The 24,513-nt window shown below is 60.6% G+C and carries 26 protein-coding genes; 16 read left to right on the top strand and 10 right to left on the bottom strand.

The features are described from left to right. The first annotated feature begins 4 nt into the window (after nt 1-4). The 3 genes from J3A64_RS13995 to J3A64_RS13985 all read left to right on the top strand — a co-directional run bounded on the left by J3A64_RS13995 (nt 5) and on the right by J3A64_RS13985 (nt 2,520). On the top strand, nt 5-445 hold the full coding sequence (locus tag J3A64_RS13995) for a hypothetical protein (protein ID WP_011773594.1): 441 nt from the start codon (nt 5-7) through the stop codon (nt 443-445). Nucleotides 446-581: 136 nt separating this feature from the next. Next, on the top strand, nt 582-1,421 hold the full coding sequence (locus J3A64_RS13990; RefSeq protein WP_043469787.1) for an aldo/keto reductase: 840 nt from the start codon (nt 582-584) through the stop codon (nt 1,419-1,421). Between the two features lie 142 nt (nt 1,422-1,563). Continuing rightward, nucleotides 1,564-2,520 (top strand): Lrp/AsnC family transcriptional regulator, encoded by a 957-nt coding sequence (locus J3A64_RS13985; protein WP_210064557.1) that lies wholly within the window; start codon nt 1,564-1,566, stop codon nt 2,518-2,520. Here the strand turns inward: J3A64_RS13985 and J3A64_RS13980 are convergent. Beyond that, nucleotides 2,501-3,949 (bottom strand): amidase, encoded by a 1,449-nt coding sequence (locus J3A64_RS13980; RefSeq protein ID WP_210064556.1) that lies wholly within the window; start codon nt 3,947-3,949, stop codon nt 2,501-2,503. The genes J3A64_RS13985 and J3A64_RS13980 overlap by 20 nt on opposite strands. A 274-nt stretch (nt 3,950-4,223) precedes the next feature. Between J3A64_RS13980 and J3A64_RS13975 the strand changes: the two genes are divergently transcribed. From J3A64_RS13975 to J3A64_RS24135, 4 genes are all read left to right on the top strand, one after another. Beyond that, a complete protein-coding gene (locus tag J3A64_RS13975) occupies nt 4,224-4,985 on the top strand; it encodes a DUF5058 family protein (RefSeq protein ID WP_011773598.1) in 762 nt (253 codons plus the stop codon). A 64-nt stretch (nt 4,986-5,049) separates the two neighbouring features. Next, nucleotides 5,050-5,784 carry a hypothetical protein gene (locus J3A64_RS13970; protein ID WP_011773599.1) on the top strand — a complete coding sequence of 245 codons (735 nt, stop codon included), beginning with the start codon at nt 5,050-5,052 and terminating at the stop codon, nt 5,782-5,784. A gap of 43 nt (nt 5,785-5,827) precedes the next feature. Next, nucleotides 5,828-7,057 carry an amidohydrolase gene (locus J3A64_RS13965; protein ID WP_210064555.1) on the top strand — a complete coding sequence of 410 codons (1,230 nt, stop codon included), beginning with the start codon at nt 5,828-5,830 and terminating at the stop codon, nt 7,055-7,057. Beyond that, on the top strand, nt 6,945-7,715 hold the full coding sequence (locus J3A64_RS24135) for a DUF6226 family protein (RefSeq protein WP_374100563.1): 771 nt from the start codon (nt 6,945-6,947) through the stop codon (nt 7,713-7,715). The genes J3A64_RS13965 and J3A64_RS24135 overlap by 113 nt, the downstream gene beginning before the upstream one ends. Before the next feature lie 29 nt (nt 7,716-7,744). Here J3A64_RS24135 and J3A64_RS13955 read toward each other — a convergent pair whose 3' ends face one another. Further along, nucleotides 7,745-7,882 carry a hypothetical protein gene (locus tag J3A64_RS13955; protein ID WP_210064554.1) on the bottom strand — a complete coding sequence of 46 codons (138 nt, stop codon included), beginning with the start codon at nt 7,880-7,882 and terminating at the stop codon, nt 7,745-7,747. Nucleotides 7,883-8,303: 421 nt separating this feature from the next. Continuing rightward, nucleotides 8,304-9,797, bottom strand: a complete 1,494-nt coding sequence (locus tag J3A64_RS13950; protein WP_011773602.1) for an NAD-dependent succinate-semialdehyde dehydrogenase — start codon at nt 9,795-9,797, stop codon at nt 8,304-8,306. A 184-nt stretch (nt 9,798-9,981) separates the two neighbouring features. Between J3A64_RS13950 and J3A64_RS24130 the strand changes: the two genes are divergently transcribed. The 4 genes from J3A64_RS24130 to J3A64_RS13930 all read left to right on the top strand — a co-directional run bounded on the left by J3A64_RS24130 (nt 9,982) and on the right by J3A64_RS13930 (nt 13,123). Continuing rightward, a complete protein-coding gene (locus tag J3A64_RS24130) occupies nt 9,982-10,107 on the top strand; it encodes a hypothetical protein (protein WP_374100562.1) in 126 nt (41 codons plus the stop codon). A gap of 125 nt (nt 10,108-10,232) precedes the next feature. Continuing rightward, on the top strand, nt 10,233-11,120 hold the full coding sequence (locus J3A64_RS13940) for a transketolase (RefSeq protein WP_210064552.1): 888 nt from the start codon (nt 10,233-10,235) through the stop codon (nt 11,118-11,120). Then, on the top strand, nt 11,117-12,058 hold the full coding sequence (locus J3A64_RS23980; protein ID WP_210064551.1) for a transketolase family protein: 942 nt from the start codon (nt 11,117-11,119) through the stop codon (nt 12,056-12,058). Before J3A64_RS13940 ends, J3A64_RS23980 begins: the two co-directional genes overlap by 4 nt. 12 nt (nt 12,059-12,070) lie before the next feature. Continuing rightward, a complete protein-coding gene (locus tag J3A64_RS13930) occupies nt 12,071-13,123 on the top strand; it encodes a 1-phosphofructokinase family hexose kinase (protein ID WP_286176322.1) in 1,053 nt (350 codons plus the stop codon). Between the two features lie 87 nt (nt 13,124-13,210). On the opposite strand, the gene J3A64_RS13925 is transcribed toward J3A64_RS13930, so the two are convergent. The 7 genes from J3A64_RS13925 to J3A64_RS13895 form a co-directional block, all read right to left on the bottom strand. Further along, entirely contained in the window at nt 13,211-14,287 is a 1,077-nt protein-coding gene (locus tag J3A64_RS13925; RefSeq protein ID WP_210064549.1) for an SDR family oxidoreductase, read from the bottom strand. A gap of 125 nt (nt 14,288-14,412) precedes the next feature. Next, nucleotides 14,413-15,378: an NAD-dependent epimerase/dehydratase family protein gene (locus J3A64_RS13920; protein WP_210064548.1), complete on the bottom strand. Its 966-nt coding sequence runs from the start codon at nt 15,376-15,378 to the stop codon at nt 14,413-14,415. A 41-nt stretch (nt 15,379-15,419) separates the two neighbouring features. Next, the gene (locus J3A64_RS13915; protein ID WP_011773608.1) at nt 15,420-15,758 is read right to left on the bottom strand and encodes a Dabb family protein; all 339 of its coding nucleotides are present in this window, start codon (nt 15,756-15,758) and stop codon (nt 15,420-15,422) included. A 15-nt stretch (nt 15,759-15,773) separates the two neighbouring features. Then, a complete protein-coding gene (locus J3A64_RS13910; protein WP_286176321.1) occupies nt 15,774-16,223 on the bottom strand; it encodes a hypothetical protein in 450 nt (149 codons plus the stop codon). 32 nt (nt 16,224-16,255) lie between these two features. Continuing rightward, complete coding sequence (locus J3A64_RS13905; protein ID WP_011773610.1) at nt 16,256-17,050, bottom strand: SDR family NAD(P)-dependent oxidoreductase; 795 nt, start codon at nt 17,048-17,050, stop codon at nt 16,256-16,258. A gap of 273 nt (nt 17,051-17,323) precedes the next feature. Beyond that, nucleotides 17,324-18,211: an NAD-dependent epimerase/dehydratase family protein gene (locus tag J3A64_RS13900; protein ID WP_011773611.1), complete on the bottom strand. Its 888-nt coding sequence runs from the start codon at nt 18,209-18,211 to the stop codon at nt 17,324-17,326. 125 nt (nt 18,212-18,336) lie between these two features. Then, nucleotides 18,337-19,302 carry a LysR family transcriptional regulator gene (locus tag J3A64_RS13895; RefSeq protein ID WP_286140256.1) on the bottom strand — a complete coding sequence of 322 codons (966 nt, stop codon included), beginning with the start codon at nt 19,300-19,302 and terminating at the stop codon, nt 18,337-18,339. A gap of 175 nt (nt 19,303-19,477) precedes the next feature. On the opposite strand from J3A64_RS13895, the gene J3A64_RS13890 reads away from it, so the two are divergent. From J3A64_RS13890 to J3A64_RS13870, 5 genes are all read left to right on the top strand, one after another. Then, entirely contained in the window at nt 19,478-20,485 is a 1,008-nt protein-coding gene (locus J3A64_RS13890) for an amidohydrolase family protein (protein ID WP_011773613.1), read from the top strand. Then, nucleotides 20,482-20,886, top strand: a complete 405-nt coding sequence (locus J3A64_RS13885) for a NifU family protein (RefSeq protein WP_210064546.1) — start codon at nt 20,482-20,484, stop codon at nt 20,884-20,886. The genes J3A64_RS13890 and J3A64_RS13885 overlap by 4 nt, the downstream gene beginning before the upstream one ends. Before the next feature lies 1 nt (nt 20,887). Next, nucleotides 20,888-21,658 (top strand): SDR family oxidoreductase, encoded by a 771-nt coding sequence (locus J3A64_RS13880; protein ID WP_011773615.1) that lies wholly within the window; start codon nt 20,888-20,890, stop codon nt 21,656-21,658. Nucleotides 21,659-21,883: 225 nt separating this feature from the next. Then, a complete protein-coding gene (locus J3A64_RS13875; RefSeq protein WP_014920828.1) occupies nt 21,884-22,918 on the top strand; it encodes a substrate-binding domain-containing protein in 1,035 nt (344 codons plus the stop codon). A gap of 61 nt (nt 22,919-22,979) precedes the next feature. Beyond that, complete coding sequence (locus J3A64_RS13870) at nt 22,980-24,509, top strand: sugar ABC transporter ATP-binding protein (RefSeq protein WP_011773617.1); 1,530 nt, start codon at nt 22,980-22,982, stop codon at nt 24,507-24,509. Nucleotides 24,510-24,513: the final 4 nt, after the last annotated feature.

Raw genomic sequence — 24,513 nt, 5'->3', positions numbered from 1 at the left:
CCAGGTGGGTTTCTTTGGGGCCGTCCGGCAAGGGCGGAAGGACGATCTGGAGCTGGGCAAGGGACTGTGGCGCCGTGCCCATGACCGTTTTCACCGGGGGCTGGACCGATACCACCAAGTCCTCGAGGGCGTTGATGATGAGCAGCTCTATAACGAGCTCGTTCAGATCGCTAACGAACTTGCCGAGCTATCGCCACGCGTGAGGACTGTCTGCGTCGAGGCGCAGAAGAGGTCTCCAAGCGATGGACTGGATGTCCCGGGAACACTGGCCGGCGTGCACCGAGCCCTGTCCAAAGCAGGAAACTCCCTGGCGACCACAGCCGAAGCCGCAGCCATGTTGAGGTTGGCCGTGGGACCCGTTCCAGTAGGCGCATTGTCCGTTCGGCGACGGGCCGAATCGGTCTTTGAGCAGGTTGCTGACGCGGAGCGCCAACTCAACGCCTAAGCAGCAGCACACTAAAGCCGCGCGTGCGCAACTACCAGCGCGCGCCCTTATTCCCTGTTTGCAAGAAGTTAAGCGCATAGCTGATCCGCGTAACATTCGGCCGTTTTGACAACCGCTTGCTGGCAGGATGGCAGACATGACTTCGTCACCAACACTTACTTTCAACGACGGCAACACCATCCCCCAGCTCGGCTACGGGGTGTGGCAAGTTGAAGACGATGTAGCCGAAAAGGTGGTGCGCCAGGCTTTCGAGGCCGGCTTCCGCCACATCGATACCGCCAAAATCTACGGCAACGAGGCTGGCGTCGGCCGTGCCATTGCTTCCTCCGGCCTCTCCGCCGAGGAAATCTTCATCACCACCAAGCTGTGGAACGCTGACCAGGGCTACGAATCCACACTCGCGGCTTTTGAAGAGTCCATGGACCGCCTGGGCCTCGAGACTCTGGATCTTTACCTGATTCACTGGCAGCAGCCCAAGCAGGAAAAGTACGTTGATACCTGGAAGGCCCTGATCGAGCTCAAGAAGCGCGGCCGGGTCAAGTCCATCGGCGTCTCCAACTTCACCAAGGAAGGCCTGCAGCACATCATCGATGAAACCGGCGTTGTTCCGGCCATCAACCAGGTAGAGCTGCACCCGTTCTTCAACCAGGCCGACCTTCGTGAGTTCAATGCTTCCAAGGGCATCCTGACGCAGGCTTGGTCCCCGCTGGGCCAGGGTGGCGAGCTCTTGGAGAGCGCCACCGTGGCTGAGATCGCGGCCAAGCACGGTGCAACTCCGGCCCAGGTCATCATCGCCTGGCACCTGGCCATCGGAAACGTGGTGATCCCCAAGTCCGTCACCGAGTCCCGCATTCAGGAGAACTTCGAGGCTCTCAACGTCACACTGGACGCCACCGACGTCGAGGCCATCAACGGCCTGGACCGCGGTGCTGAAGGCCGCATCGGCCCGGACCCGGCAGTCTCCGACTTCGCCTAACCCGACGCCTGACCACGGTGCCCCGTCCCCTTCCTTGGGGGCGGGGCAACTGCCGTTAACGCTCGACGGCGGCACTCGCCGTCGTGTCACAGCCCCCCCGAGTCCGTGGTGAAATTGATCGACCCAGACGGACGGAGTTTGCATGGTGGTGTTTGACGCATTGGAGCGGCAGATCGTGGCTGCCCTCCAACAGGATCCCCGCTGCCCTTGGCGGAAGATAGCGGCCGTCCTCGGCGAAGCCGAGCGAACTGTTGCCCGCCGGGGATCGCTGTTGTTGGAGTCCGGCTCCGTGGCTGTGGTGGGTATCCGGCCCAGGCCCGCCGTGGTGCTGGTGGAGATGCGCTGCATGCCCGGAACGGTTCGGGCGGCGTCCAACGCCCTCGCGCAGCGTGCCGACACCACGTTTGTTTACACCACCACCGGCACCGGTGACTGCGTCGCGGAAATACTCACGGAACCGTCCCGGATGGGCGATGTTCTTTCCGATGAGTTGCCCTCCACCATCGGCTTGCGTGATTCCACCAGCTATCCCGTGCTCCGTTACTTCAGGACCATCCGAGGGTGGCGGCCGGAGGTTCTCGCCCCTGACAAAGCCGAAGCGCTCCGGTCGGATCTCACCAAGGATTCCGGAATCCTGGTGCCGCTGCAGGACCTGAGCCGCCAGGATAATGAACTCATCGATGCCCTGTGCGCCGATGGCCGGGCGAGCTTCGAAGCGCTTGGGCGCCGTGTTGGCGTTTCGGAAGCAACTGCCCGGCGACGCAGCGAATGGTTGCTGGCCAACAATCACATCCAATTGCGGGCGATCGTTGAACCGGCTGCCTTTGGACTGGGCGTTGAGGCCCTTCTCTGGATCCGCGCATCGCCGCAGCATGTTGAGCGCGTGGGACGGAGCCTCGCTGAGCTTCCCACGGTTCGCTATGCCGCGGCGATTGCCGGGGACTACCAGATCGTGGCTGACGTCACTGTGGAGGACATGTCGTCCCTCTACCGCTTCATCACCGACTCGGAGTGGGCGCAGGAGGCCACCGGAGTGGATGTGTCCATTCTTCTCGATGCGCGGAAGCGCGGCGGACGGATTATGCGCTCATCGTCGTAAGGGGTGCAGGCCTCGCCGTCATGACAGGAGCGACGGCGGCGTACCCCGTCTGCTGCTCAAAGGCGCGTCCGTAACGGAGCAGCTGCATATCCGTGTAGTGGTTGCCCGCGAGCTGCAGACCGATAGGTAGTCCGGCAGAGCTGAATCCCGCTGGAACGCTGAGGACCGGCAGGCCGGTTGCGGACAGGAGGCAGGCTGAACGCATCCAGTCCAAGTACGTTTCTGACGCCGTGCCGGCAATGTCCGCGGGGAAGCGCAGCTTTGCGTCAAAGGGGAGCACTTGGGCGCAAGGGCTGGCGAAAAGGTCGTAGCGTCCAAAGAACTCCTGGACGCTGCGTTCAAGGCGGCTTCGGGCGGCCGCAGTTTCAATGAGGTCGCGGGCAGTCAAAGCGAACCCCTTATTGACGTTCCAGTGCACTTCCGGCTTGACCACATCCCCGGCCCGCTCAAGGATAGGCCCGAGTCCCGCGGCGAAGTCCATGGCTCGGGTATTGCCGAACACCAGGTCTGCTTCGCTGAAATCCGGAGTGGCTTCCTCCACGATCGCCCCCAGGTCCTCAAAGATCGCCAGTTGCCGTTCCAGATGGTCCAGGATCTCCGCTTCTACGGGAACGCCGATGCCAAAGTCACGGGACCAGCCAATACGAACCCCACGCATGTCAGTCTCCAGGCTGGACCGAAAAACTTCCGGATCGAGCCCGGCCGGGTGCGGGATTCGGGGATCCTTGCCCGCGGTCACGGACATAAAAAGGGCAATGTCCTCGATGCTCCGTGCCATTGGTCCTGTCCGTCCCAGCCACGAGTAGGCGTTGATGTCGGACGGCATGGGGATGACCGCCGTCGACGGCCTGAAGCCCACCACATTGCAGAAGGAAGCCGGGATGCGGAGCGATCCGCCCATGTCGCTGCCGTCGCCGATGCTTTGGACGCGGGAGGCGACGACGGCGGCCGCCCCGCCGCTGCTGCCGCCTGCACTCAGGGTGGGTGCGTACGGGTTGGTGGTGGTTCCGAAGAGATCGTTGAACGTGTGCGATCCGGCTCCAAACTCGGGAACATTCGACTTTCCTGTGCTGATCACTCCGGCCGCTTTCAACCGCGCAATGATGAGGTCGTCGGCGTCGGGAACAAAGTCGCGTAAGGCGATGGAGCCTTGGGTGGTGCGCATTCCGGCAGTGTTGTTGGTGTCCTTATGCGTCATGGGAACGCCGTGGAGCGGAGGGAGCAGGGCGCCCGAGGCCGTCAGCTGGTCGGCGCGGTACGCCACGGCCTGGGCTCCATCGGCATCGAGGGTCACCACGGCATTGATTACGGGGTTTACTTCGGCGATGCGATTGAGGTGTTCGGCCAAGACCTCGCGCGCGGAGACTTTCTTCTCACGGATCGCTGCGGAAAGTTCGACGGCGGACAGCTCGCCAATGGTGTCAGGCATGGTGCTCCTCTGCTGGATTGCTTCTCCCTGAAAGTGTGTCGGGTCACACTGTGCCGGGGTAGCTCTGTCGCCACCGCAGGCAGGCTTTGACTGATTCAGCCAGCAACGTGGCTGATTCCGTCAGCTATTGTGTGTGATCCGGCTCATAGCAGAGGGTGATGGTAACCCACTGGCCGATCTGGTCGATGGGAGAAGATTTGCCCCGCGGCGCCACATACCGCACAGCGTCGTCCGGATGCGGACTTGCCAAGGGGCCAACACCTGGGAGGTTCCCATGCATCAACCCCTGGCACTTCAACCACTCGCCCCCACTGATTCCACTGACATCACGGCAATTGCCAACAATCCCGTCCTCTGGATCTGCGTGGCGGGCGTCTTTGGCGTCATCATCATCCAGTCCGTCATCTTCATGAAGGCCGCCCGACGTGCTGCTCCCTCCGTGGACATGAGCACCCAAGACATCAAGACCTCGTTCCGGTCCGGGGCAGTCTCGGCCATCGGCCCCTCCCTGGCGGTATCGCTGGTGGCCATTGCCCTCCTGGGTCTCTTTGGTGCTCCGGCCGTCCTTTCAAGGATCGGCCTGATTGGTTCGGCCGCCTACGACGTTTCAGCTGCAGGCATCGCCGCCGGTTCCATGGGTGCCAAGCTGGGCGACGCCAGCTACACGCAGAGCGTCTTCGCCGTGGCGTTCTTCGCCATGAGCATCGGCGGAGCGATGTGGATGCTCGCCACCCTGATCCTGACCCCTCTGCTGCGCAAGGGAGACGCCAAGATCCGCTCTGTGAACCCCGCTGCCATGGCCATTGTTCCGGCAGCCGCCCTGATCGGCGCCTTCTCCTGCCTGGGGCTCACCGAACTGCCCAAATCCGCGATTCACGTGCTGTCCTTCGTTGTCTCCGCGGCGGTCATGGGCACCTGCCTGCTGCTGGCCAAGAAACTCGGCAAGAGCTGGCTGCGTGAATGGGGACTCGGCATCTCCATTGTCATCGGCCTGACCGCCGCTTACCTCGCCGTCGGTCCGGCCGTCGGCTCCTGACGACATCGCCCCTCACTCAATCGGCATCCGTCGTCATCCCCTGAGCTCGAAAGGAACACCCTTCATGTCTTCCATCACTTCCGCTCCCGCCACCACTAGCACCGCCATGGCGGACTTCAACCGCACCACCTCCCGCTGGGGCCAGATCACCATGATCGGCGGCCTGCTCATCTCCGTGGCCGGTCCCTTGTACTTGGTCTTCGCCACCGGCCTGGACATAGGCCCGGCCCAACTCTGGATCGCGTTCGCAGCCGTTGCTGCCACGTTCGGCATCATCTGGATCGTCGAGCCACTCACGTACTACCCCATCCTTGGACCTGCCGCGATGTACCAGGCGTTCATGATCGGCAACATCTCCAACAAGCTCCTGCCGGCGGCGCTGATCGCCCAAACCAACATCGGCGCAAAGCCGGGCAGCAAGCGGGCGGAACTGGCCGCCGTCGTCGCCATTTGCGGAGCCGCCGTAGTCCACCTGATCTCGCTGGCGATCTTTGTTGGCCTGCTGGGTAGCTGGCTGATCAGTGTCATCCCACCGTCGGTATTGCTCGTCACCCGGCTTTACGTGCTGCCCACCGTTCTTGGCGCCGTACTGGTACAGGCGATCGTATCCATGAAGCAACCCCGCACCACCGTGTTCGCCTTGCTGGTCTCAGCCGTCGTCGTGTTCGTTGTGCTGCCGCTGGTGCCGTCGCTCGCGATGGTGTCAACCGCCATTGCCGTTCTGGGCACCATCCTGCTGGCGTGGTTCTTCCGAGGGAAAGCCGCCATCACTGAATCGAAGCCCATCCACATCGAGTAGCAGTACCCGGAACAAGCCCGCATCCACCAGGAAGACAGGACCCATGACGTCAACAGCTACCGCCCTCCAGCTCGATTCCGAACAGACCACCAAGCTCCACAACCTGTACCGGCACCTTCACGCACATCCGGAACTCTCCATGCAGGAGTTCGCCACAGCCAGCTTGATCGAGAAGCAACTGGACGGCTTGGGAATCGAGCACTTCCGCTGCGGCGGCACCGGAGTGGTGGGAATTCTGCGTAACGGCGACGGACCCGTGGTGGCCTTCCGCGCCGATTCCGATGGTCTGCCCATCGAGGAAGCTACCGGCTTGGACTACGCCAGCACGGATACAGGCACACTGCCGGACGGCACGGTAGTTCCGGTCATGCACGGCTGTGGCCATGACACCCATGTGGCCAGCCTGCTGGGTGCCGCCGAGGTGCTCGCCGGCAGCCTGGACGCTTGGTCGGGGACGCTGGTGTTGATCTTCCAACCCGGTGAAGAGACTGCGGCCGGCGCGCTCGCCATGCTCGACGACGGACTCTGGGATAGAGCACCGCGGCCGGAAGTGGTCTTCGGGCAGCACGTCATGCCCCGGCCGGTGGGAACGGTTGCGATTTCCAGCGGACCGGTAGCCGCCATGGCAGACTCGCTCAGGGTCACGGTGCACGGCCAACAGTCGCACGGCTCCCAGCCACAGGATTCCATCGACCCCATCGTGATGGCCGCGCACATGGTCACGCGGCTGCAGGGGATTGTGTCCCGCGAGCTGGACCCGCGGAAGTCCGCCGTCGTGACGGTGGGGACATTCCATGCCGGCCTCAAGGAAAACATCATCCCGGCCTCCGCCGAGTTCACCCTCAATATCCGCACGTTCGATGAGGACGTCCGCGGCCAGGTCCTCGCCGCCGTCCGCCGCATCATCGAGGCAGAGGCCGTCGCGTCCGGGGCGCCGAAGCCGACCATCGAGGAAATGTACCGCTTTCCGCAATGCTTCAACGATCCCGACGCCGTTCCGTCCGTTATCGGGGCACTGCGGCTTGCGTTGGGGGATGAGGCAGTCGAAATCACCCCACCGATGATGGGCAGCGAGGACTTCGGGCACCTGGGTACCGCCATCGGAGTGCCGTCAGTGTTCTGGATGTTCGGCGGCACGCCCGCGGCCGGACACGAAGGACCTGGTCCCACTCCGGTTAACCATTCGCCGTTCTTCGCTCCCGAGCTGGAAGGGTCGCTGGCCGGGGGAGTCTCTGCCGCCGTCGCCGTCCTCCTTTCCCGGCTGGGCAACTGACGCCCTGGATCCGGGTCCAAGTATCCGGGCCCGCATCTGGATTGCCGTCACCGCTTTCCTACAAGACGGCCACGATTTCCCGTTTCTCATCTGCGGCTGCGATGCGTGTGACCAGACCGCTGAGAGCGAAGCGTCCCGCTTGGAGATGTTGGTCCTTGGCTGCCAAGTAAGATGCGGAGTACCCGCGGCTGATGTGATCGTGAGGACTTGGCGTGGGGGAACACTTGTGAAAATCGTGCTTTACGTAGTTTGGGCTCTCTTTGTCGTCGCCGTCGTATGGGCGCTTTGCCGCACCATCAAAGACATGAGGCGGCGAGAAACGTTGATGGCGGATTGGCCTAAAGTCCTCGCGACCGTGACAGGCAGCCGGCACGGCTGGACCACCGGCGTGGGCAACTCCAGCCGCAACCGCCGTTTCTGGCCGTACTACCAATTCAGCGACGCCCGCGGCGATGTTTTCCGCGGAGAGTCGGACATCTCCACGGCGGTCGAAACTGAACCAGGGTCGCCGCTGGCTGTGGCCTATAACCCGGCAGATCCCAGTGAGTCCTATCAAATGGTGACGCAGTCCAAAGTGGTGGGTGGCTGTTTGATTCCCGCTTTCGCCTTCTTTGCTGCGGGTTCATTGTGGTTTATCGGGATCTTCCCCGTGGGCTGATAGCGTGCAAGACAAAACCCCGCATCACATCACATGCCTACGGATTCGTCCAGCTCCCGCGTCACCAAGATCCCCATGCGGAGTTCTGTGGCCACGTCGCGCAATGATGCGACGGCTGCCTCAAGTCGGTCGTCACGTTCCTCACGACTATCGGCAATTACACTCACTGAATTTCGCTTCCCGTGTGCTTCTTGCATGCTGGGGTCTTTCTTGTCGGAAGGTTATGTGGCAGGACCTGCTTCAATGGTGAGCGCCGAACCGCGCTGGCGAATTTCAGGTCAGGTATCTAAAAACTCCCCACCCTGGGGTGCAGACGACGCAACCTGGTCGGTGGCGTGCCCCGAACGTAGGTCTCCGCCTGGCCGAAGAGGACTGAAATGATGCCGGGGCGCCGCATCCGAGACAAATCAACGAGGGTCGCAGATTCTGTTGTAACTCCGGTTCCTGACGGTCAAACTCCTCAGCTTCCCACTCTCTGCCGTCCCGGTCGCTCTTTGCCCATCTCATCGCATCAGATCGGACGTGACCGCGGCCCATGGTCGCCCGGCAGCGCATCCACGGACCGCAGTCGTGCCACTATCGGACTTCCTAAGCCTCAGCCGGAACGGCTATGCCGACGTACTGGGTGGAAAGGTATTCTTCAATGCCCTCGAGTCCACCTTCGCGGCCGAGCCCGGATTGTTTCACTCCGCCAAAGGGTGCTGCTGCGTTGGAGATGATGCCTGCATTCAAGCCCAGCATTCCGGTATCAAGCTTCTCGCTCACCCTCAGCCCACGGTTCAGGTCCCTGGTGAAAACGTAGGCAGCAAGCCCGTACTCCGTGTTGTTGGCCAGCCGGACCGCTTCTTCCTCCGTTGAGAAAATCACGATAGGTGCGATAGGGCCGAATATTTCCTCGGAAAGAATGGGCGATCCTTCGGTGACTCCCGTGAGAATAGTTGGCGGGTAGAAGTAACCTGGCCCATCAACGGGGGTCCCACCCGTTATTACAGTGGCGCCGGCGGTTACCGCGTCCGTCACCAGTGAGTGAATTTTGTCCCTGCTCTTGGCATCGATCATGGGTCCGATCTGCGAGTCGGGCTCCGTACCTCGGGCGGTATTCAGCGAGGCCATGCGTGCGGCAAACTTCTCCGTGAACTCGTCAGCAATTGAGTCCTGGACGATGAACCTGTTCGCTGCGGTGCAGGCTTCGCCCATGTTGCGCAGCTTCGCAAGCATGGCGCCGTCTACCGCGGCATCAATATCCGCATCGCCGAAGACAACGAACGGCGCATTTCCACCCAATTCCATCGAGGTGCGCAGCACTGTCTCCGAGGCATCGGAAAGCAAACGCCTGCCGACTTCGGTTGAGCCGGTGAAGGAAAGTTTCCGCAACCTGGAGTCTTTGATCAGTGGCCCGGTGGTGGCGCCAGCCCTCGTGGATGGGACCACGTTGAGAACCCCGGCGGGAAGGCCGGCCTCCTGCAGGACCTGAGCGAATAGCTGGGACGTAAGGGGAGTCAATCTGGCGGGCTTGAGCACCATGGTGCACCCTGCGGCCACGGCGGGGGCGATCTTCCTCGTGGCCATCGCCAGCGGAAAATTCCACGGAGTAATCAGAAGGCAGGGACCCACCGGCTTCTTTTGAACCAGAAGCCGTGACTTCCCATCGGGAGACACCGAATAACGGCCCCATGTCCGGACTGCCTCTTCTGAAAACCAGCGCAAGAACTCGGCCCCATAGGCGACTTCGCCCTTGGCTTCGGCCAGCGGTTTGCCCATCTCGAGCGTCATCAGCAAGGCAAAGTCGTCGGCTCGCTCTGTGACCAGCTCGAACGCGCGGCGCAGGATTTCACCGCGTTCCCTCGGTGCCACGGCCCCCCATGTCTCCTGGGCGGCAGCGGCTGCATCGAGGGCGGCCAAGCTGTCTTCGGCGGCAGCGTCAGCGATGCTTACCAAGACCTTGCCAGTGGCGGGATCTTCAACGTCGAATGTCGCTCCGGAGGCGGCCTGACGCCATTCGCCGCCAATCAGAAGGCCGGTGGGTACTGAGGCGAGCAGCTCGCTCTCACGCAGCTCGCTCTCACTCAGGGCAAAAGTCATCTTGTTCTCCTTGCTATGTGATGTGATCCCAATTCTATCGCTTGGTGGACAACATGTCTGCAATGTGGGAAAAATAGTTTTCTTGCCATATGACTGAGAATGCGGAGGCTTCCGTCGGAGGAAAGGTCCGTTGACCAAGTCGGCTGCTGTTCTTAGAGCACTCGCCGAGCACTCGCCGCTTCGCGTGAGCACTGTCGGGCAGCCGCCTGAGGCGACAGGGGAGCCTATGGGTTCGCTATACAGGTTGCTTTCTTCGCTGGACGAAATTGGCGGGGTGGAACAAGGCGCCCAACGAGGCAAGTTCCGGTAGGCCTGGCATCCACCAGCAGGGCTGTGCTCGTGCTCGCATCCCCTCCATTCCGAATTCTCATGCCATAGACAAGATGTCCACTTGACGGTAAATTGAATTCATACTTCGTTGAGAGAGGTTTATCCATGAACACGAAAACTGAGGTCCTCACGGACCTTGAATTGAGCGGCATCATCCAGGAAGCCCGGTGGCGGGTCATTGACACCGTTGCATCCAGCCGAGCCGGCCACATCGGTGGACCCTTGTCCGCCATGGACGTGCTTGTCTCCCTCTACTTCAGGCATCTGCGAATAGATCCACACAACCCCCAAGACCCGGACCGGGACCGATTCATCCTGTCGAAAGGCCACTGCGCCATCGGCCTCTACAGCGTGCTTGCCCTGCGCGGGTACTTTCCGGTGGACGAGCTGGCCAGCTTTGATCACGGAAACTCCAGGCTTCAAGGCCACCCGGACATGCTCTTGACCCCCGGAGTGGATGCGTCCACCGGATCATTGGGCCAAGGTCTCTCCAGCGGTGCGGGTATGGCTCTCGGAGCTAAAAAGCTGGGAAAGGACTTCCATACCTGGGTCATGCTGGGCGACGGCGAGATCGAAGAAGGCATGGTGTGGGAGACGGTCCTCTCCGCGCCAAGGTTCGGGCTGGACAATCTCACCGCGATCGTGGACGTCAACGGACTCCAGCAATATGGCTGGCCAGCTGGTCCGGGGGACCGGTTCGACCGCAGCGAACCCGTGGGGCACGTGGACCTGGAGGCCGTGTTCACCGGCTTTGGATGGAACACGATCAGCATCAATGGGCACGACCTGAGAGAGATTTCCGACGCCCTCACTTTTGCGCAGTCGTTTCGCGGAGTCTCTGGCAAACCGACAGCGATAATTTCGAACACCACCAAAGGGTTCGGCGTCTCATTTACCCAAGGAACCTACAAGTGGCACAACGGTATAGCCACTGAAGAACAACTGCGGATCGCCCGCGAAGAACTCGGTCAGAACATGGAGGCAGCCAAGTGAGCACCAAAGCGCAGCGTCAGGTTTGGGGTGAGACATTATCTGAACTCTCGGATCTGGATGAGCGGATCCTCGTGTTGGATGGCGATCTTGCGACGTCAACCAGGGCAGATATCCTGGCTGAGTCCCACCCCGACAGGTTCATTCAAGTAGGTATTGCCGAGCAGAACATTGTTGGCATGGCTTTCGGCCTGAGCACCTTGGGATACCGACCTTGGTTGTCCTCGTTCGGCGTCTTTTTCACCCACCGGGCCCTTGACCAAGTGAGAATGCTGGTTTCACAAACCAAGGCCCCGGTCCGTATTGCTGCGGCCTACGCCGGCTTGTTGAACGGTTCCAGCGGCAAAACACACCAAGACATCGAAGACTTTGCCATTATGCGAGCCATGCCCAACATGACCGTCATCGCTCCCGCAGACGCAGTGGAAGCTCGCGCAGCGATCAAGTGGGTAGCGGAGCACGACGGACCCGTTTACATTCGCTTCGCGCGGGACGCCGTTCAGGCCGTCTTTGAAGAAGACTACGTCTTTACCCCGCAGAAGCCTGTGGTCCTGCGGGACGGCTCCGATCTCACTGTTGTTTCTACGGGGGTGCAAACCTCAAGGGTCGCGGAAGCCTTGGATTCCCTTGAGCTGGAAGGCATTCGGGCGAAGCACGTCCACGTCCCGATGTTGAAGCCCCTGGATGAGCAAGAGTTGCTGCATGAACTCCGCGGAGCACAGCTGATTGTCACGGTGGAAGAGCACAGCGTGCTGGGTGGACTTGGCGGACTCGTTTGCGAGCTTACTGCCGGCTCACAAGAACCCGCGCACGTGTCCCGGATCGGACTCGCGGATAGGTGGTCCGAGTCTGCACCCAACGATTTCCTTTTGGATAAGTACGGGTTGTCTCCGGCCAAGGTGGCCCAGCAGATCAAGGCCAGCCTGAACACGCGGAAGTGAATGAAGGCCACCATGTCCAAGCCACTCCAGACCCTGAGCCCCCGTGGCACAGTGAATCAGGCCACGCCGGCATCTGTGTCGCGTATCGTCACCCTCACTCCCGCCCCGGCGATAGACAGGGTTTACTTCCTTGACCGAATGGTCGAGGGCCACGTCAACAGAGCCACCAGGGTGGAAACGTACCTCGCAGGCAAGGGAATCAATGTTGCTCGCGCCCTCAGCCTCGCCGGGAATGTTGCCACTGCCGTGGTACCCATCAACGCCGAGGACCTCGAACTGGCCGAGGGGAGCGAAAGCGTTCGCAAGAAGGTCTTCAAAACCGTGGAGGTCACTGCACCCACACGGGTGAACGCCATTATTGTGGACACAGATGGTGCCACCACGAACTTCAATGAGAGTGCGGCACCGCTGTCCACCGCAAAGTGGCAGCAACTCTGCACGGCAACGCTTCATGAAGTCGAACGGGTCAAGGCGGATTGGCTCGTCCTCGGAGGATCGCTCCCGGCGGACATCTCCACCGGCCGCGAAGTCGATCCCGGGAATCTGTTCAGGGCGGCACGACGGGCTGGTGCCTCAACCTGCCTGGACACCTCAGGCGACGCTCTCAAGGCCTGGGCATCCCCAGCAAATCCGGTGGACCTCGTGAAACCAAACAAAGAGGAACTCGCTGATATCACCGGTACCCAGTTGAGGACCATGCGGGATGTTGTCTACGCCGCAAACCTGCTCCGGAAAAGGGGAGTCCGGACAGTCTTGGCCAGCTTGGGCAGTGACGGACTCGTTGAGGTGAACGAGCACGAGGTTCTCTGGGCACGGGGACCCTCCGCCAAAGTCCTCAACACCACCGGGGCGGGTGACGCTGCCTTGGCTGGATATCTCAGCGCGCTGCCTCACGCCTCAGCTGCCCCCTACACACGTGAGGTGGTTCGTGAGGCACTTGCCCGAGCGGTTGCCTGGGGTGCGCTCGCCGTCCAGGAACCCACCACCATCCTCCCAAGAGTCGTTTTCTTTCCAGAGGGCATCTCCGTTTCCGCACCTGACCCCGACTACCTGCTCTCCCGGTAAGCCCGCTGTGACTTGCCGGCCACAAACCGCCAGGGCCCGAGCCTCGCAACCACGGGCCCTGGCTTCCCTTTTGCCAATGAATAGCGGCTAGGGGATGTAGCGGTTGCTGCGCAGGAAGCCCAAGTGGTTCAAGAGGCTCTGGTGGGTGTCTATGCAGTCGTGGAAGCCGGCCTGCCGGATCTTGATGGTGCTTTGAACCATGTCAAAGTCGGATGCCAGCCAGCCCTCGACAAATGGCCACGAGGCAATGGTCTCCCAAGAGCTTGGAAGGAGTCCGTGCGAGCTGACCATGGTTTGCCAGAGGTCATCCTTATCGCCCATGTGCTCAACCAGCGGCAGCGGCTGGGGCTCCGCCGTCGGCATATCGAAGAAGCCCGCCAGGTCCGCCCAAAGCTGGCTCCAACGGAAATTATCGCCGTTGGTGACATTAAAGATCTCTGCATGTGCGCTGTCAGCGGTCAGCGCCCACGAAATGGCGCGTGCCAGCAGCGCCGAGTCTGTGGCTTGATGCAGGGCGTTCCACGTTCCCGGGAGGCCAGGGAATCGTAACGGCACGCCCTGTTCCTTGCTGACTGCGGCGAAAACGGCCAATCCGTTAACGATGTTCATGGGAGATCCCGCGCTGAAGCCGAACACTCCATCGGGGCGCAGGACTGTCCAGGAGAAATGCCGGTCGATAGCGCGCTGTTTCAGGGCGTCTTCCTGGTTGTTGTAGAAAATGGGTCCGAGGAAGCGCGGATCCGATTCCTTCGCGGGTGTCTTGTAGTGGCCGAGGTGTTCGCCATAGGACTTTCCGCCTCCCACCATGACCACTCTCGTGAGGATGGCACCCAGGGACTGTAGGGCATCCAGTGTGTTCACCAGCATGGCGGTGTTCGGTGCCACGGCTGTCCGCATCGGCATGTCCAGGTAGGCGGCGTAGACCACGTGCGTGACTGCCGTCAGGGATGCGAAACGCTCCTTCACTGACTCCGGATCGAGGAGGTCTACGCTTACGTGCCGGACGTTGCTCCGTTCTTTCAATTCCGCCAAGGGTCCACGCCTGGCAACTGTCACCACATCCCACCCTGCGTCCGCGAGGTGCAAAGCCGCGGCCCGCCCTATGACTCCGTGCGCTCCAACCACCATGACCTGGCCCTGGCTCACGTTCTGAACTTCTTCCATCACATTCCATTCCACACTGCTGTTTTCATCTGAAATGGTTTGGGCCGGGCCATAGGCCCGGCCCAAACCGTTATGCACGCGTCGTGCGCGCGTTGTTGCTGTAGCGTTCGACGGCGGCCCCGCCCTTAGTGCGAGTCGACGCCTTCCAGCGCATCGTCGATCGCCACGGCTTGGACGTGATCGTGCGGGTCTCCCTTGTAAGCCCAGATCCGCTTGTATGAGCCGGATCCGAGATCGTCCAGGAGGTCAGGTCCTACGGGATTCCAACCCAGCTCCGTGCGAGCCTTCGCCGAGTCAACGCGGCTGTTGCTGGAAATTGCCACGTCCACCCAGCGCTGGCCCAATGCCTGGTACGCGACCTCGGGCGTGCACGATTCGGCGGCCTGGAGCCCAACCAGCCGGGCGATGGTTTCGGCTATGTCTCCCATGCGGGCTTCACCGGCCGCCAGGTTGTAGGCGCTGCCGGCCGGAGCCTTGTCCAAGGCCAGGAAGTAGGCTTCAGCCAGGTCAGCGATGTACACATTGGACCAACGGTTGTCACCCCGGCCTACGTAGAGGCTGCGTCCGGATGTGATGGCCTGGCGGATGAGCAATGGCAACTGTTCGCTGGCGCCATCGCCAAAGATCATGGAGGGACGCAGGACTACGGTGTGAATGCCTCTGCTGGCGGCGTCGATCACGGCAAGGTCCGTGGCATACCGCGTGGCAACAATCTCAGCAGGGGAATGCTGGACCTCTTCGGTGTAGATTGTCGGGTTCAGCTCGCCCTGTGCCAGGTCCGTGTAGATACCCGTTCCGCTGGTGCGGATGAATTTCTTGTTGGTTCCCTGCAACGCCGAGAGGAACACCTGGGTGGATTCAGCATGATCGGCCGTTGCCGTATCGACAACTGCATCTGCAGCCAAAGCTGCTTCCCGGAGGACCGCAGTATCGTCGAGCCCTCCGAGTACAGGAGCGATCCCGCGGGCACGCAGCGCCTTTGCGCCGCTTTCGCTCCGGACGAGGCCGCTGACCGTGTGGCCCGCTTGGAGCAGCCGTTGGGAAACGGCCTGTCCGATGTATCCAGTGGCTCCAGTGACGAAGATATGCATGGGGTTCCTTAATGTTTGCGTAGTTTCTCTGGTGGGACTTTTCAGGCCAGTTGGCTTAGCTGCTCATCCTGCTGGCCCGAGGCCAGGATGCTGGGACGGTCGTCGTCCAGGAGGAGGCGTCGAATGCGTGAGCAGACGCTTTCGGCCAGGACTCCGATCGGGGCGTGATCGGGGTGTTCGAGGTACCGTTGGTAGTCCTCTTCCGAAGCGAAGACAGACACGTAACCGGTGACGTTGACATCGTCGAATGCGCGGATGACCCGTACGTCTTCCAGTTCCGGGATCTTTCCTGGAAGGCTTCGCAGAGCGTCCTCAAAGGAGGTCCGTGCTTCACTCGTGATGTCCTCGGGAAAGGTGAAGCTGACGAGTTGGTAGAACATCGTGTTTCCTGCGCCCTATCTCTGTTGTTGTTTCAGTTGTTCGGTATTGGATTTGTGTTCAACGGTGACGAAGACCAGCTGGGACTGGCCGATGTTCTCCAGATCGTGAAGTAGGTATTCGCCGGGTCCGAACTGAAAATGACGGGTATCACCCACTGCGTAGTCCACTTCCCTGGTGGTTCCATCGTCTTCGTGCTGCCTGCTGTGTCCGGCGCTGACAGCGGTCCAAAAGTAGTCCAGGACGTGGCGGTGGGCGGGGAGCCGGTGACCGGGATCCAGCCTGATCTCCCACACCCTCACGTCCTTCGTTTCGGAGACTATGCGCTGTCCCACCGTGTAGTTGTAGGCGTTGTCATGAAAGTCCTTGAGGGTTTCGGCGGACCAGCCATTGAAATTCCGGGCTACGACGATCCCTGCCCGCCGGCTTCCCTGCGGAAGGATGGCTTGGTTTTCCTGGGTTGTCACGAAGTGTCCTCTCGATATGGGGCGAGGGAGGATCACACGAACGTCGTGACGCCTCCGTTGACGGTGTATTCGGCCCCGGTGATAAAGCCTGCGGCCGGTGAGGCGAGGAAGAGGATCACCGGTGCGACGTCGTCGGCTGTCCCCAGTCTCCCTACCGGGAGTCCTGAATCTTCCACGAAGGCCTGGATTGCTTCTTCCCGTGGCACATCGAATTTGCGGGCTTGGGAGTCAAGGAAACCTCCGGGCCGATCCCACATTGGTGTGTAGATATGCGCCGGAGCTACAACGTTGGACCGGATTCCTTTTGGCCCGAATTCCCGCGACAGGAGCTTGGACAAGGACAAAATTGCTGCCTTTGAAACGCTGTAATCCGGAGCGTCCACCAACGGGGTTCGTCCTGCTTCCGATCCAACGTGGATGATGGATCCGGAACCGGCTTCAAGCATGTGGGGAAGAACCTCCCGGCTCATCCTCACGTAGCCCATGAAGTTGAGCTCCATAGTGGATTCCCACATTTCATCGGTGGCATCCAGGAAGCCCTTCCGGACGGCTACAGCCCCGGCGTTGTTGACCAGGACGTCGATCCCGCCAAAGCGTTGCAAGGCCTGCCGCACTGCGGTCCCAGGGGTGCCGGGAAGGGATAGGTCCGCGGAGATATGGAGGAAATGGTCGGCATTCGTGCTGGTTGTGCTTGCCATGTCCGCAGGTTCGCGGCTGACTCCAACAACGTTCGCTCCTTCCTTGAGGAAATGTTCGGCGGCCGCGAGCCCGATTCCTTGGCTCGCACCTGTAATGAGGACAGTTTTGCCACTGAATGTTCTGTTCATGGGTCCAATTGCCTTCCTCTGTTCGTGCAAATCAGATGTTCGCAGAGGACACCGAGCCTAGCTGCCAAGTGGCGGCGGGTCTCGGGTTCGAGGGTCAGGGGTCGGCTGTGAGTTCTTGCGTTAGTGGGAGTTGGAGAATCCTGAAGCCCTCGAATGGGGCTTGTCTCAATGGTTCCACGAAGGCGGGCGGGGCGTCCAAGACCAGAATGCAATGCCGGACCAAAGCGCTGCTTATGGCTTTGGTTCGCCGCTTTTGGGCGGCTGGCCTGGATTTCAGGACCACATCAGGGCGTATGATCCCTCGCGGAGTTCGTCCTGCAGGCCGGGACCTTTGGGCTGCCATCCAAGCTCGATTCTGGCCTTGGTTGCATCAACACGGCAGTTGCCGGCCAGGACGCCGTCGACGAATTTCACGCCGTACGCCTCGTAGGCAGCGTCCATGGTGCATGACTGTGCGTCCGGGTACCCCAGAATTGCGGCGATGTCCTGGGCAATGTCAGCGAGGGAAGATTCGCCGGCAGCAATGTTGTACAAACTCCCTGAGGGCGCCTTCTCTATAGCCAAGGCAAATGACTCCGCGAGATCCGCAAGGTACACGTGTGATTGCCTGTTGGCGCCAAGACCAACGTAGAGGCTTCGCCCTGCGGTGATGGCGCGCTTGATCAGCCCACCGATCACCGGCCCGCTGGCCTCTCCGTAGGGAATGGAAGGACGTAAGACGGTGGTGTGAATGCCTCTTTCGGAAGCCTGCTGGACCTGGGCATCCGTTTCGAGAATTTCAGCCAGTCCGCGAATGGGAGATACGGCCTTTCCCTCTTTGTGGACAATCCTGCTTAGTGAACCGAGCGAGGCGTCCACGTACACCCTGGCGGTGCTGTTTCGGATGTATCGTTTGCCGGTCCCCTCCAACGTGGCAAGGAATAGTTTGGCAGCTGGCAAGTGACCGGAGACGTCCACCACCGCATCAACCAGCTGGGTGACGTTCCGGATAGTTTCTCCGTCTTCAAGCGTGGCCAGAATCGGAGTTATGCCCCTGGACTCCAAGACTTTCGTCCCTGTCACGGTGTCGGTTAGCCCGAATGTTTCGTGGCCCGCCGCTTTGAGCCGCAACGCAATGGCCAGTCCGACGTATCCGGTTGAGCCGGTGACGAGTACAGACATTCTTGTTCCTTTCGGCTGAACGTCTACCAGACGCTTCGGATCCCGCACTGTACGCCCGCCAACATCGTTTCATGGTAAATGCCGGGCCTCTAATAGAACTCCGTTTAGGCCGCCATGAGCTTTTGTTATGGCTGATCGTGGCTTTGCCTGCGGCGATGGCTTTCGGGAGGCTCAAGAACGGCGGGAAGTTTCTGTAGAAGTTCCACGTATCTTTTGGCCGTGGGTGAGAGCTTGGTGCGGCTGTACACAGCCAGATCGCGGGTCAACGCCGGAAAAGGCTCCACAGCGACACCAGGACCGTCCATTGGCAGGGCATTTGCCGGGAGCAGGGCAACCCCGGCCCCTGCACCGGCCAGTTTCACAGCGCTGTCTATTTGACCTGTGTGGAACACGAAGTCCGGAGTCACATTGGCGGATTGCATGTATTCACGGATGAACTCGCCCAGTCCATGGTTGCCCTCGAAAGTGATCCACGAATGCGCATGGAGTGCGCTCACTGGAAGGACTCCCCGCGACTGCGGCGCACCCTTGGGCACCTCGCCTTCGTAGGGCTGGACTTTCTTCAGGATAGGGTCATCCGGAGCCAGGTACAGCACGAAAATTTCATGTCCGAGATCGATGACGGGTCCACCCCACTGCTTGGGAGTGGGCCCTACGGCGAGATCGCCGGCACCGGATGCCACGGACTCTTCCAGCGTTCTCCTGTGGGCGTATTCCAACAGTGTGACCGGGATTTTGGGATTGTCCGTGTGCCAACGGAGCAGGGACGGGGGAAGGATTCCGGCGGCGATGGAAAGTACGGTGGCGATCACCAGTTCCCCCGCTTCTCCGCTGAGGACCTCGCGGGCGGCCTTCCGCGCATCTTCGGCTGCCTTCAACGCGATCCGGGCATGCTCGGCATAAGCCCGCCCGGCGGGGGTCAGGCGCACAGTTCCCGTAGTTCGCTCTATGAGCTCCCCACCTGCTGCACGCTCAAGCGCACGGATCTGTTGACTGAGTCCCGGCTGGGAAACGCGAAGGATTTCAGCGGCGCGCGTGAAGGATCCCTCCTCGGCCACTACCAGTAGATACTCCATCTGCCTCAAAGTCACACTATAAGCATAGGTTATGTGATCGGCTGGAAATAGCTCTTGGACTTTCCTGTGCGCCACGCCACAAGCTGGAGGCGTCAGATCATGCAAAGCGGCTTGGCGTCCGCAGTTCAACCGCCCGAGTGCCGAGTGCCGCCATTGCTGCAGCTCTGCATCAATCCTTGGAGGAAAAACGATGAAAAACGGTATGTTCGTCTTCGACTGCGTGGTTCACACGCAGGACTTCACCGATCGGCAGGTACGGCCCGGCGGGGACGGCCGGCAGGTCCGGGCCCACCGCACCAACCAGGGACAGTTCAACAGGCTCATGGCAACCAAGGGCCCCGCCGACAAGCCGGACTTCTATGATCCAGTGGACGTTGACTGGGCCAACAAGACGCTTTTTGAAGAGTCCGACACCGATATTGCAATGGTGTGCACCGTGCCGCTTTTTGGGCAGTGGCAGAACTCTTTGGGCCCGGCAGAATTGAACTATCAGCTGGCTGCTTCGAACCCTTCCCGGTTCTACTTCACCGGCGGGGTTGATCCGGTGTGGCAGGGCCTGGACTTCGCGTTGGAAGAGATGGAGCGGCAGGTCAAGGAATGGGGAGCGGTCAGCTTCAAGTTCTACCAATACCACGACGAGAACCACCATTGGCGGGCAGACGACAAGGAGATCGCCTACCCGCTGTGGGAAAAAGCCATTGAGCTCGGAATCAAGATGGTTCAGTTTCACAAGGGATACCCCTTGGGCATGCAGCCAGTGGAAGCGTTCCGTCCCAACGACATCCAAATGGCAGCCTATGATTTCCCGGAATTGAACTTCGGCATCCACCACCTCGGCGATCCTTATGTTGATGAACTGGTTAGCATCGCGTCCCGCTTCCCCAACATCTACCTGATGCTTCCGCTGTGGCATAACCAGTACTACCTCCAGCCCTATCCCATGCTGCACCGCCTCGGCCAGACTCTGCTGTTCGTCGGAGCGGACAAGCTCTGCTACGGATCAGAGGGGTTCTTGTGGCCTCACATGCAGACGTACATCGACACGTGGGCCAACCTTGAGATGCCTGAGGAACTCCAGGACAAATATGGCTACCCGGAGCTGACCCCTGAGATCAAAGAGCAGGTCTTTGGCCTGAACTTCGCCCGGGGACTTGGGATCGATCTTGAGGTCAAGAAGAAGGAACTGGGGTTGCTGTGACGACCACCCAGAACGCGAGCCCTTTGGAAGAGGACCTTCAAGAGGCACTGTCCTATATTCGGCCCCTGCTTAAGGGCCACTCCGGCGACCTGACAATCGCAGCTGTTGACGACGGTGTGGTCACCGTTGACTTCCACAATGCCTGCCACTCATGCCCTGCTATTTCGGTGACGTTCGCCGGCCTCGTCCGGTCCCGCCTGATGCAGGTGGACGGCGTCAAAGATGTCAGGTCTTCGCAGGTCCATGCATCACGGCGGGCCTTGGACCGCATCGCAGCCACGCTGGGAGGCCCTGCGCACTACAGGCCTGCCCAGTCCACCTCCAGACCGTCGCTTCCGCTGCTACCAAAGCAGCCCTCTGCCTGCGAACCGTTGGCAATCGCCGACGCAGGAGGACGTTGAGATGAGCAAACTCTCGTTCAGGCTCGACGACGGCGTGGCGATGGTGACCGGTGGGGCGTCCGGCATAGGTAGTGCCATAGCCATAGCGTTAGCCGAAATGGGCAGTCATGTGGCATTGGTTGACCTGCCTTCCAGTGATGCTTCGGCAACTCTAAAAGCAATCGAAGCAGAGGGAAGAAGTGCTGAGTTTATTGCGGCCGACGTGACCAGCGCTGAGCAGATGGAGGCTGCCGTGCGACGGGCAGAGGGCTCATTGGGGCCCCTGACTACAGCAGTGAATTCCGCGGGAATAGCCCATGCGGTTCCAGCGGAGGATATGACTGCTGAGCAGTTCGAGCGCGTCTTTCGAGTGAATGTCACCGGGGTCTTCCTTAGCTGCCAGGCGCAAGCGCGGGCTATGCGGGAGAACGGAGGGGGTGCAATCGTCAATTTGGCTTCCATCTCCGGAATTGTTTCCCATCGAGAGATGCTGCAGTCGCACTACAACAGTTCCAAAGCCGCTGTTGCGCACCTGTCGAAATCGCTGGCTACCGAATGGGCGCAGTACGGCATACGCGTCAACTCCATCTCTCCCGGTTTTACGCGAACGCCTATGAACGATCGCGCCGAAGTGGCGAGCATTCTGGATGAGGCCGTAACCCGCAACACACCGCTGGGGCGCCCCGCGGATCCGTTCGAAATGGCAGGGCCAGCACTGTTTCTCCTGTCTCCTGCCGCCAGCTTTTGCACGGGCGCGGACCTCGTGGTGGATGGAGGGTTCACCGCTTGGTGAGCCCCTCTAGCCCCGGGGTCGATAACCCAGGGTTATCAGGTCCGAAGAAACTTTGACTTGGACTTATCGTGACGGTCCTCACAGACTGGAAATAACTTCGCAGGTTCCCGGCATAGTGGCCGGCACCGCGGTAAACCCCGCTACCAACCCACACTGCGAAGAGCCACACTCCCCAACCCTCATCACCGTTCGAGATTTTCTTACAGAGAGGTAAGGCCCATCGTGATGAACGAATCAAGCCGCGCAACCCAAACAGAACCAGTCCACCTTGGACAGCAGAGGAAGCCGCGTTCCCGCCGCCCCCTGGGCGTCGCCTTGGCAATGCTTGCCACAGCCGCTTTGGCTCTGACTGGTTGCAGCGCGGACAACGCCGCCAATGCAGGCGGGACGGGCAAGAAGACAATCGGTGTTTCGATGCCTGAATTTCATTCCCTCTTTTATGTCGCAGCTGTTGACGGCATGAAGAAGGCCGCTGCTGACGAGGGCTACGAGCTCGTGGTCCTCAATGCGAATGGCAATTCGTCGCAGCAGGTCAACCAGGTGCAGAACCTGGTGACACAGCAAGTCGGGGCAGTCATCTTTGCCATGCAGGATGCAACAGCCGGCGCAGCGGGAGTGGCGGAGGCGAAGGGCGCCAATATCCCCGTCATTGCCATCGACCAGCGCCCTCAAGGCGATGTGACCACGTTCATTGGCAGCGACAGCGTTAAGGCGTCCACCGAGTTGTGTGACTACCTGGCCAAGCAGATGGGCGGCAAGGGTAACCTCGCCATCATCAAGGGTGTTCTCGGGTCTTCTACGGAAATTGAGCGTTCCAAGGGATGCGGAAGCATTTTGGAGAAGAACCCGGATATCAAGGTGGTCTCCACTACCAACGCTGACTGGGACGAGAACAAGGCCTATAACGTGGCGCAGGACGTGCTGACTGCCAACCCGGAGCTGCAGGCAATCTTCGCGCAAAACGATGGAATGGCCCTCGGTGCTGCCAAGGCCGCAGCCCAAGCCGGCCGCTCCAACCTCAAGATCGTCAGCGTGGACGGTTTCCCACAGGTTTACGACGCCATCGAGTCCGGACAGGTTTTGGCCACGATGTCGCAGGAACCGTATCAAATGGGCGAGCTTGCCGTCCGCACTGCCATCAAAGCCATGAGCGGCGAGGCCGGGTCCATTCAGAAGGAACAGTTGCAGCCCACCGTCCTGGTCACTAAGGAAAACCTCGAAGAGGCCCGTTCCGCCGGATACTACGGCCCCGCGAAATAGCAGAAGTCCGGCCTGCCCGGAGCTCGGGCAGGCCGGACTCCACCAAACTAAGAAGGAAATCATGTCAATCCTGAGCACGGGACCGGCCCCTCTCAACGGAGGATCGCTGACCGAGGAGCCCAACGCCCTCAAGGGCATTGGCCTCACCAAACAGTACGGCGGCAACACTGTGCTGCATGGAGTGGACATCACCCTGAGAGCAGGCACGGTTCTTGGATTCATCGGGGAAAATGGCGCAGGTAAATCCACCCTGAGCTCCATACTGGCAGGCATCAAGTCTCCAGATGCCGGAGAGATGTTCCTGAATGGGCTTCCCTACGCCCCTACAGGCCCGGCTTCTGCGCTAAACAGCGGGGTGGCCATTATTCACCAGGAAATCAAGATGGTCCCGCGGCTAAGCGTTGCCGAAAACATGTTTCTGGGGCGGTGGCCGAAAAAACGGGGCCGCGTGGACACGACTTCCATGGCTGAGCAAGCCGAGGCAGCCTTGGCCGTTTTGGGAGCCAAGATCAACCCGCGTCGGGCAGTTGCCGGACTCTCCATGGCGGCGCAGCAGGAAATAGAGATCGCAAAAGCCATCCTGCGGGATCCGTCCTACGTGATCTTCGACGAACCATCAGCTTCTTTGGGACAGGAGGAAACGGAGAAGGTCCTCGATCAAATCCGGGTACTTCGTGACCGGGGTGCGGGCGTCATTTACATCAGCCATCGCCTGGATGAAATTTCGGCTATTGCTGACGAAATTCTTTGCCTCCGTGATGGGCACAGAGCTATGGCATGGGAGACGGGCGAAGTCAGCAAGGACCAGATGATCCGCGCCATGGTGGGCCGCGAGTTCGTTTACGCGCACGAAGCTCCGAAGCCGGCTGAGCCGGATGTCGTGTTGGAGGTCAAGAACCTGGCTCGTCAGGGAGTCTTCAGCGATATCTCTTTCTCTGTGCGCAAGGGGGAGATCCTTGGGCTGTCCGGCCTTGTAGGAGCAGGCCGCACCGAAGTTGTCAGGACCCTTGCCGGTGCCGATCGTGCCGACGCGGGCACCATCGCGGTGGACGGCAAGCCCGTGAAGATCAGCAACGTTGCCAGTGCCATTCGACAAGGCATTTTCATGGTTCCTGAGGACCGCAAAGGCCAAGGGCTGAACTTGGGCAGGAGCGGAGGAGAGAACATGGTCCTGCCGTGGGAAAAAACGCTGACCCCCAGCGGATTCGTGTCCAACAGGACAGTGAAGCGCGTCGAGCGAGAGCAGGCCCAGGAGTTGGATATCCGAGGGAACCTGGACATTCCTGTCCTTTTTCTCTCTGGAGGAAACCAGCAGAAAGTCCTGTTGGCGAAGTGGCTGGTCCGGAAACCAAAGGTCCTCATCCTCGACGAGCCCACGCGTGGAGTGGATGTTGGTGCAAAGGCCGCCATCTATGAAATTGTCCGCAAGCTGGCCGCTTCCGGGGTGGCCATCATTGTTGTCTCTTCCGAACTCGAAGAGGTTCTCGGCCTCTCGCACCGTGTACTCGTCATGGCGGGAGGGCAGCAGCGCGGAATCCTCAACCGCGAGGAAGCCCTCCCGGACCGGGTCATGGAACTCTCAGTGCCCTAGCGCA

The sequence above is a fragment of the Pseudarthrobacter sp. PvP004 genome (genome assembly GCF_017876035.1).
Classification (GTDB): Bacteria; Actinomycetota; Actinomycetes; order Actinomycetales; family Micrococcaceae; genus Arthrobacter; species Arthrobacter aurescens_A.
The sequence above is the reverse complement of the archived record's forward strand: the minus strand, read 5'-3'. Positions and strand labels throughout refer to the sequence as shown.

Excerpts from the sequence above, each read along its gene's own strand:
- J3A64_RS13990 (WP_043469787.1), top strand. The coding sequence starts at position 582 with ATGACTTCGTCACCAACACTTACTTTCAACGACGGCAACACCATCCCC.
- J3A64_RS13985 (WP_210064557.1), top strand. The coding sequence starts at position 1,564 with ATGGTGGTGTTTGACGCATTGGAGCGGCAGATCGTGGCTGCCCTCCAA.
- J3A64_RS13980 (WP_210064556.1), bottom strand. The coding sequence starts at position 3,949 with ATGCCTGACACCATTGGCGAGCTGTCCGCCGTCGAACTTTCCGCAGCG.
- J3A64_RS13975 (WP_011773598.1), top strand. The coding sequence starts at position 4,224 with ATGCATCAACCCCTGGCACTTCAACCACTCGCCCCCACTGATTCCACT.
- J3A64_RS13970 (WP_011773599.1), top strand. The coding sequence starts at position 5,050 with ATGTCTTCCATCACTTCCGCTCCCGCCACCACTAGCACCGCCATGGCG.
- J3A64_RS13965 (WP_210064555.1), top strand. The coding sequence starts at position 5,828 with ATGACGTCAACAGCTACCGCCCTCCAGCTCGATTCCGAACAGACCACC.
- J3A64_RS13950 (WP_011773602.1), bottom strand. The coding sequence starts at position 9,797 with ATGACTTTTGCCCTGAGTGAGAGCGAGCTGCGTGAGAGCGAGCTGCTC.
- J3A64_RS13940 (WP_210064552.1), top strand. The coding sequence starts at position 10,233 with ATGAACACGAAAACTGAGGTCCTCACGGACCTTGAATTGAGCGGCATC.
- J3A64_RS13930 (WP_286176322.1), top strand. The coding sequence starts at position 12,071 with ATGTCCAAGCCACTCCAGACCCTGAGCCCCCGTGGCACAGTGAATCAG.
- J3A64_RS13925 (WP_210064549.1), bottom strand. The coding sequence starts at position 14,287 with ATGGAAGAAGTTCAGAACGTGAGCCAGGGCCAGGTCATGGTGGTTGGA.
- J3A64_RS13920 (WP_210064548.1), bottom strand. The coding sequence starts at position 15,378 with ATGCATATCTTCGTCACTGGAGCCACTGGATACATCGGACAGGCCGTT.
- J3A64_RS13915 (WP_011773608.1), bottom strand. The coding sequence starts at position 15,758 with ATGTTCTACCAACTCGTCAGCTTCACCTTTCCCGAGGACATCACGAGT.
- J3A64_RS13905 (WP_011773610.1), bottom strand. The coding sequence starts at position 17,050 with ATGAACAGAACATTCAGTGGCAAAACTGTCCTCATTACAGGTGCGAGC.
- J3A64_RS13900 (WP_011773611.1), bottom strand. The coding sequence starts at position 18,211 with ATGTCTGTACTCGTCACCGGCTCAACCGGATACGTCGGACTGGCCATT.
- J3A64_RS13890 (WP_011773613.1), top strand. The coding sequence starts at position 19,478 with ATGAAAAACGGTATGTTCGTCTTCGACTGCGTGGTTCACACGCAGGAC.
- J3A64_RS13880 (WP_011773615.1), top strand. The coding sequence starts at position 20,888 with ATGAGCAAACTCTCGTTCAGGCTCGACGACGGCGTGGCGATGGTGACC.
- J3A64_RS13875 (WP_014920828.1), top strand. The coding sequence starts at position 21,884 with ATGAACGAATCAAGCCGCGCAACCCAAACAGAACCAGTCCACCTTGGA.
- J3A64_RS13870 (WP_011773617.1), top strand. The coding sequence starts at position 22,980 with ATGTCAATCCTGAGCACGGGACCGGCCCCTCTCAACGGAGGATCGCTG.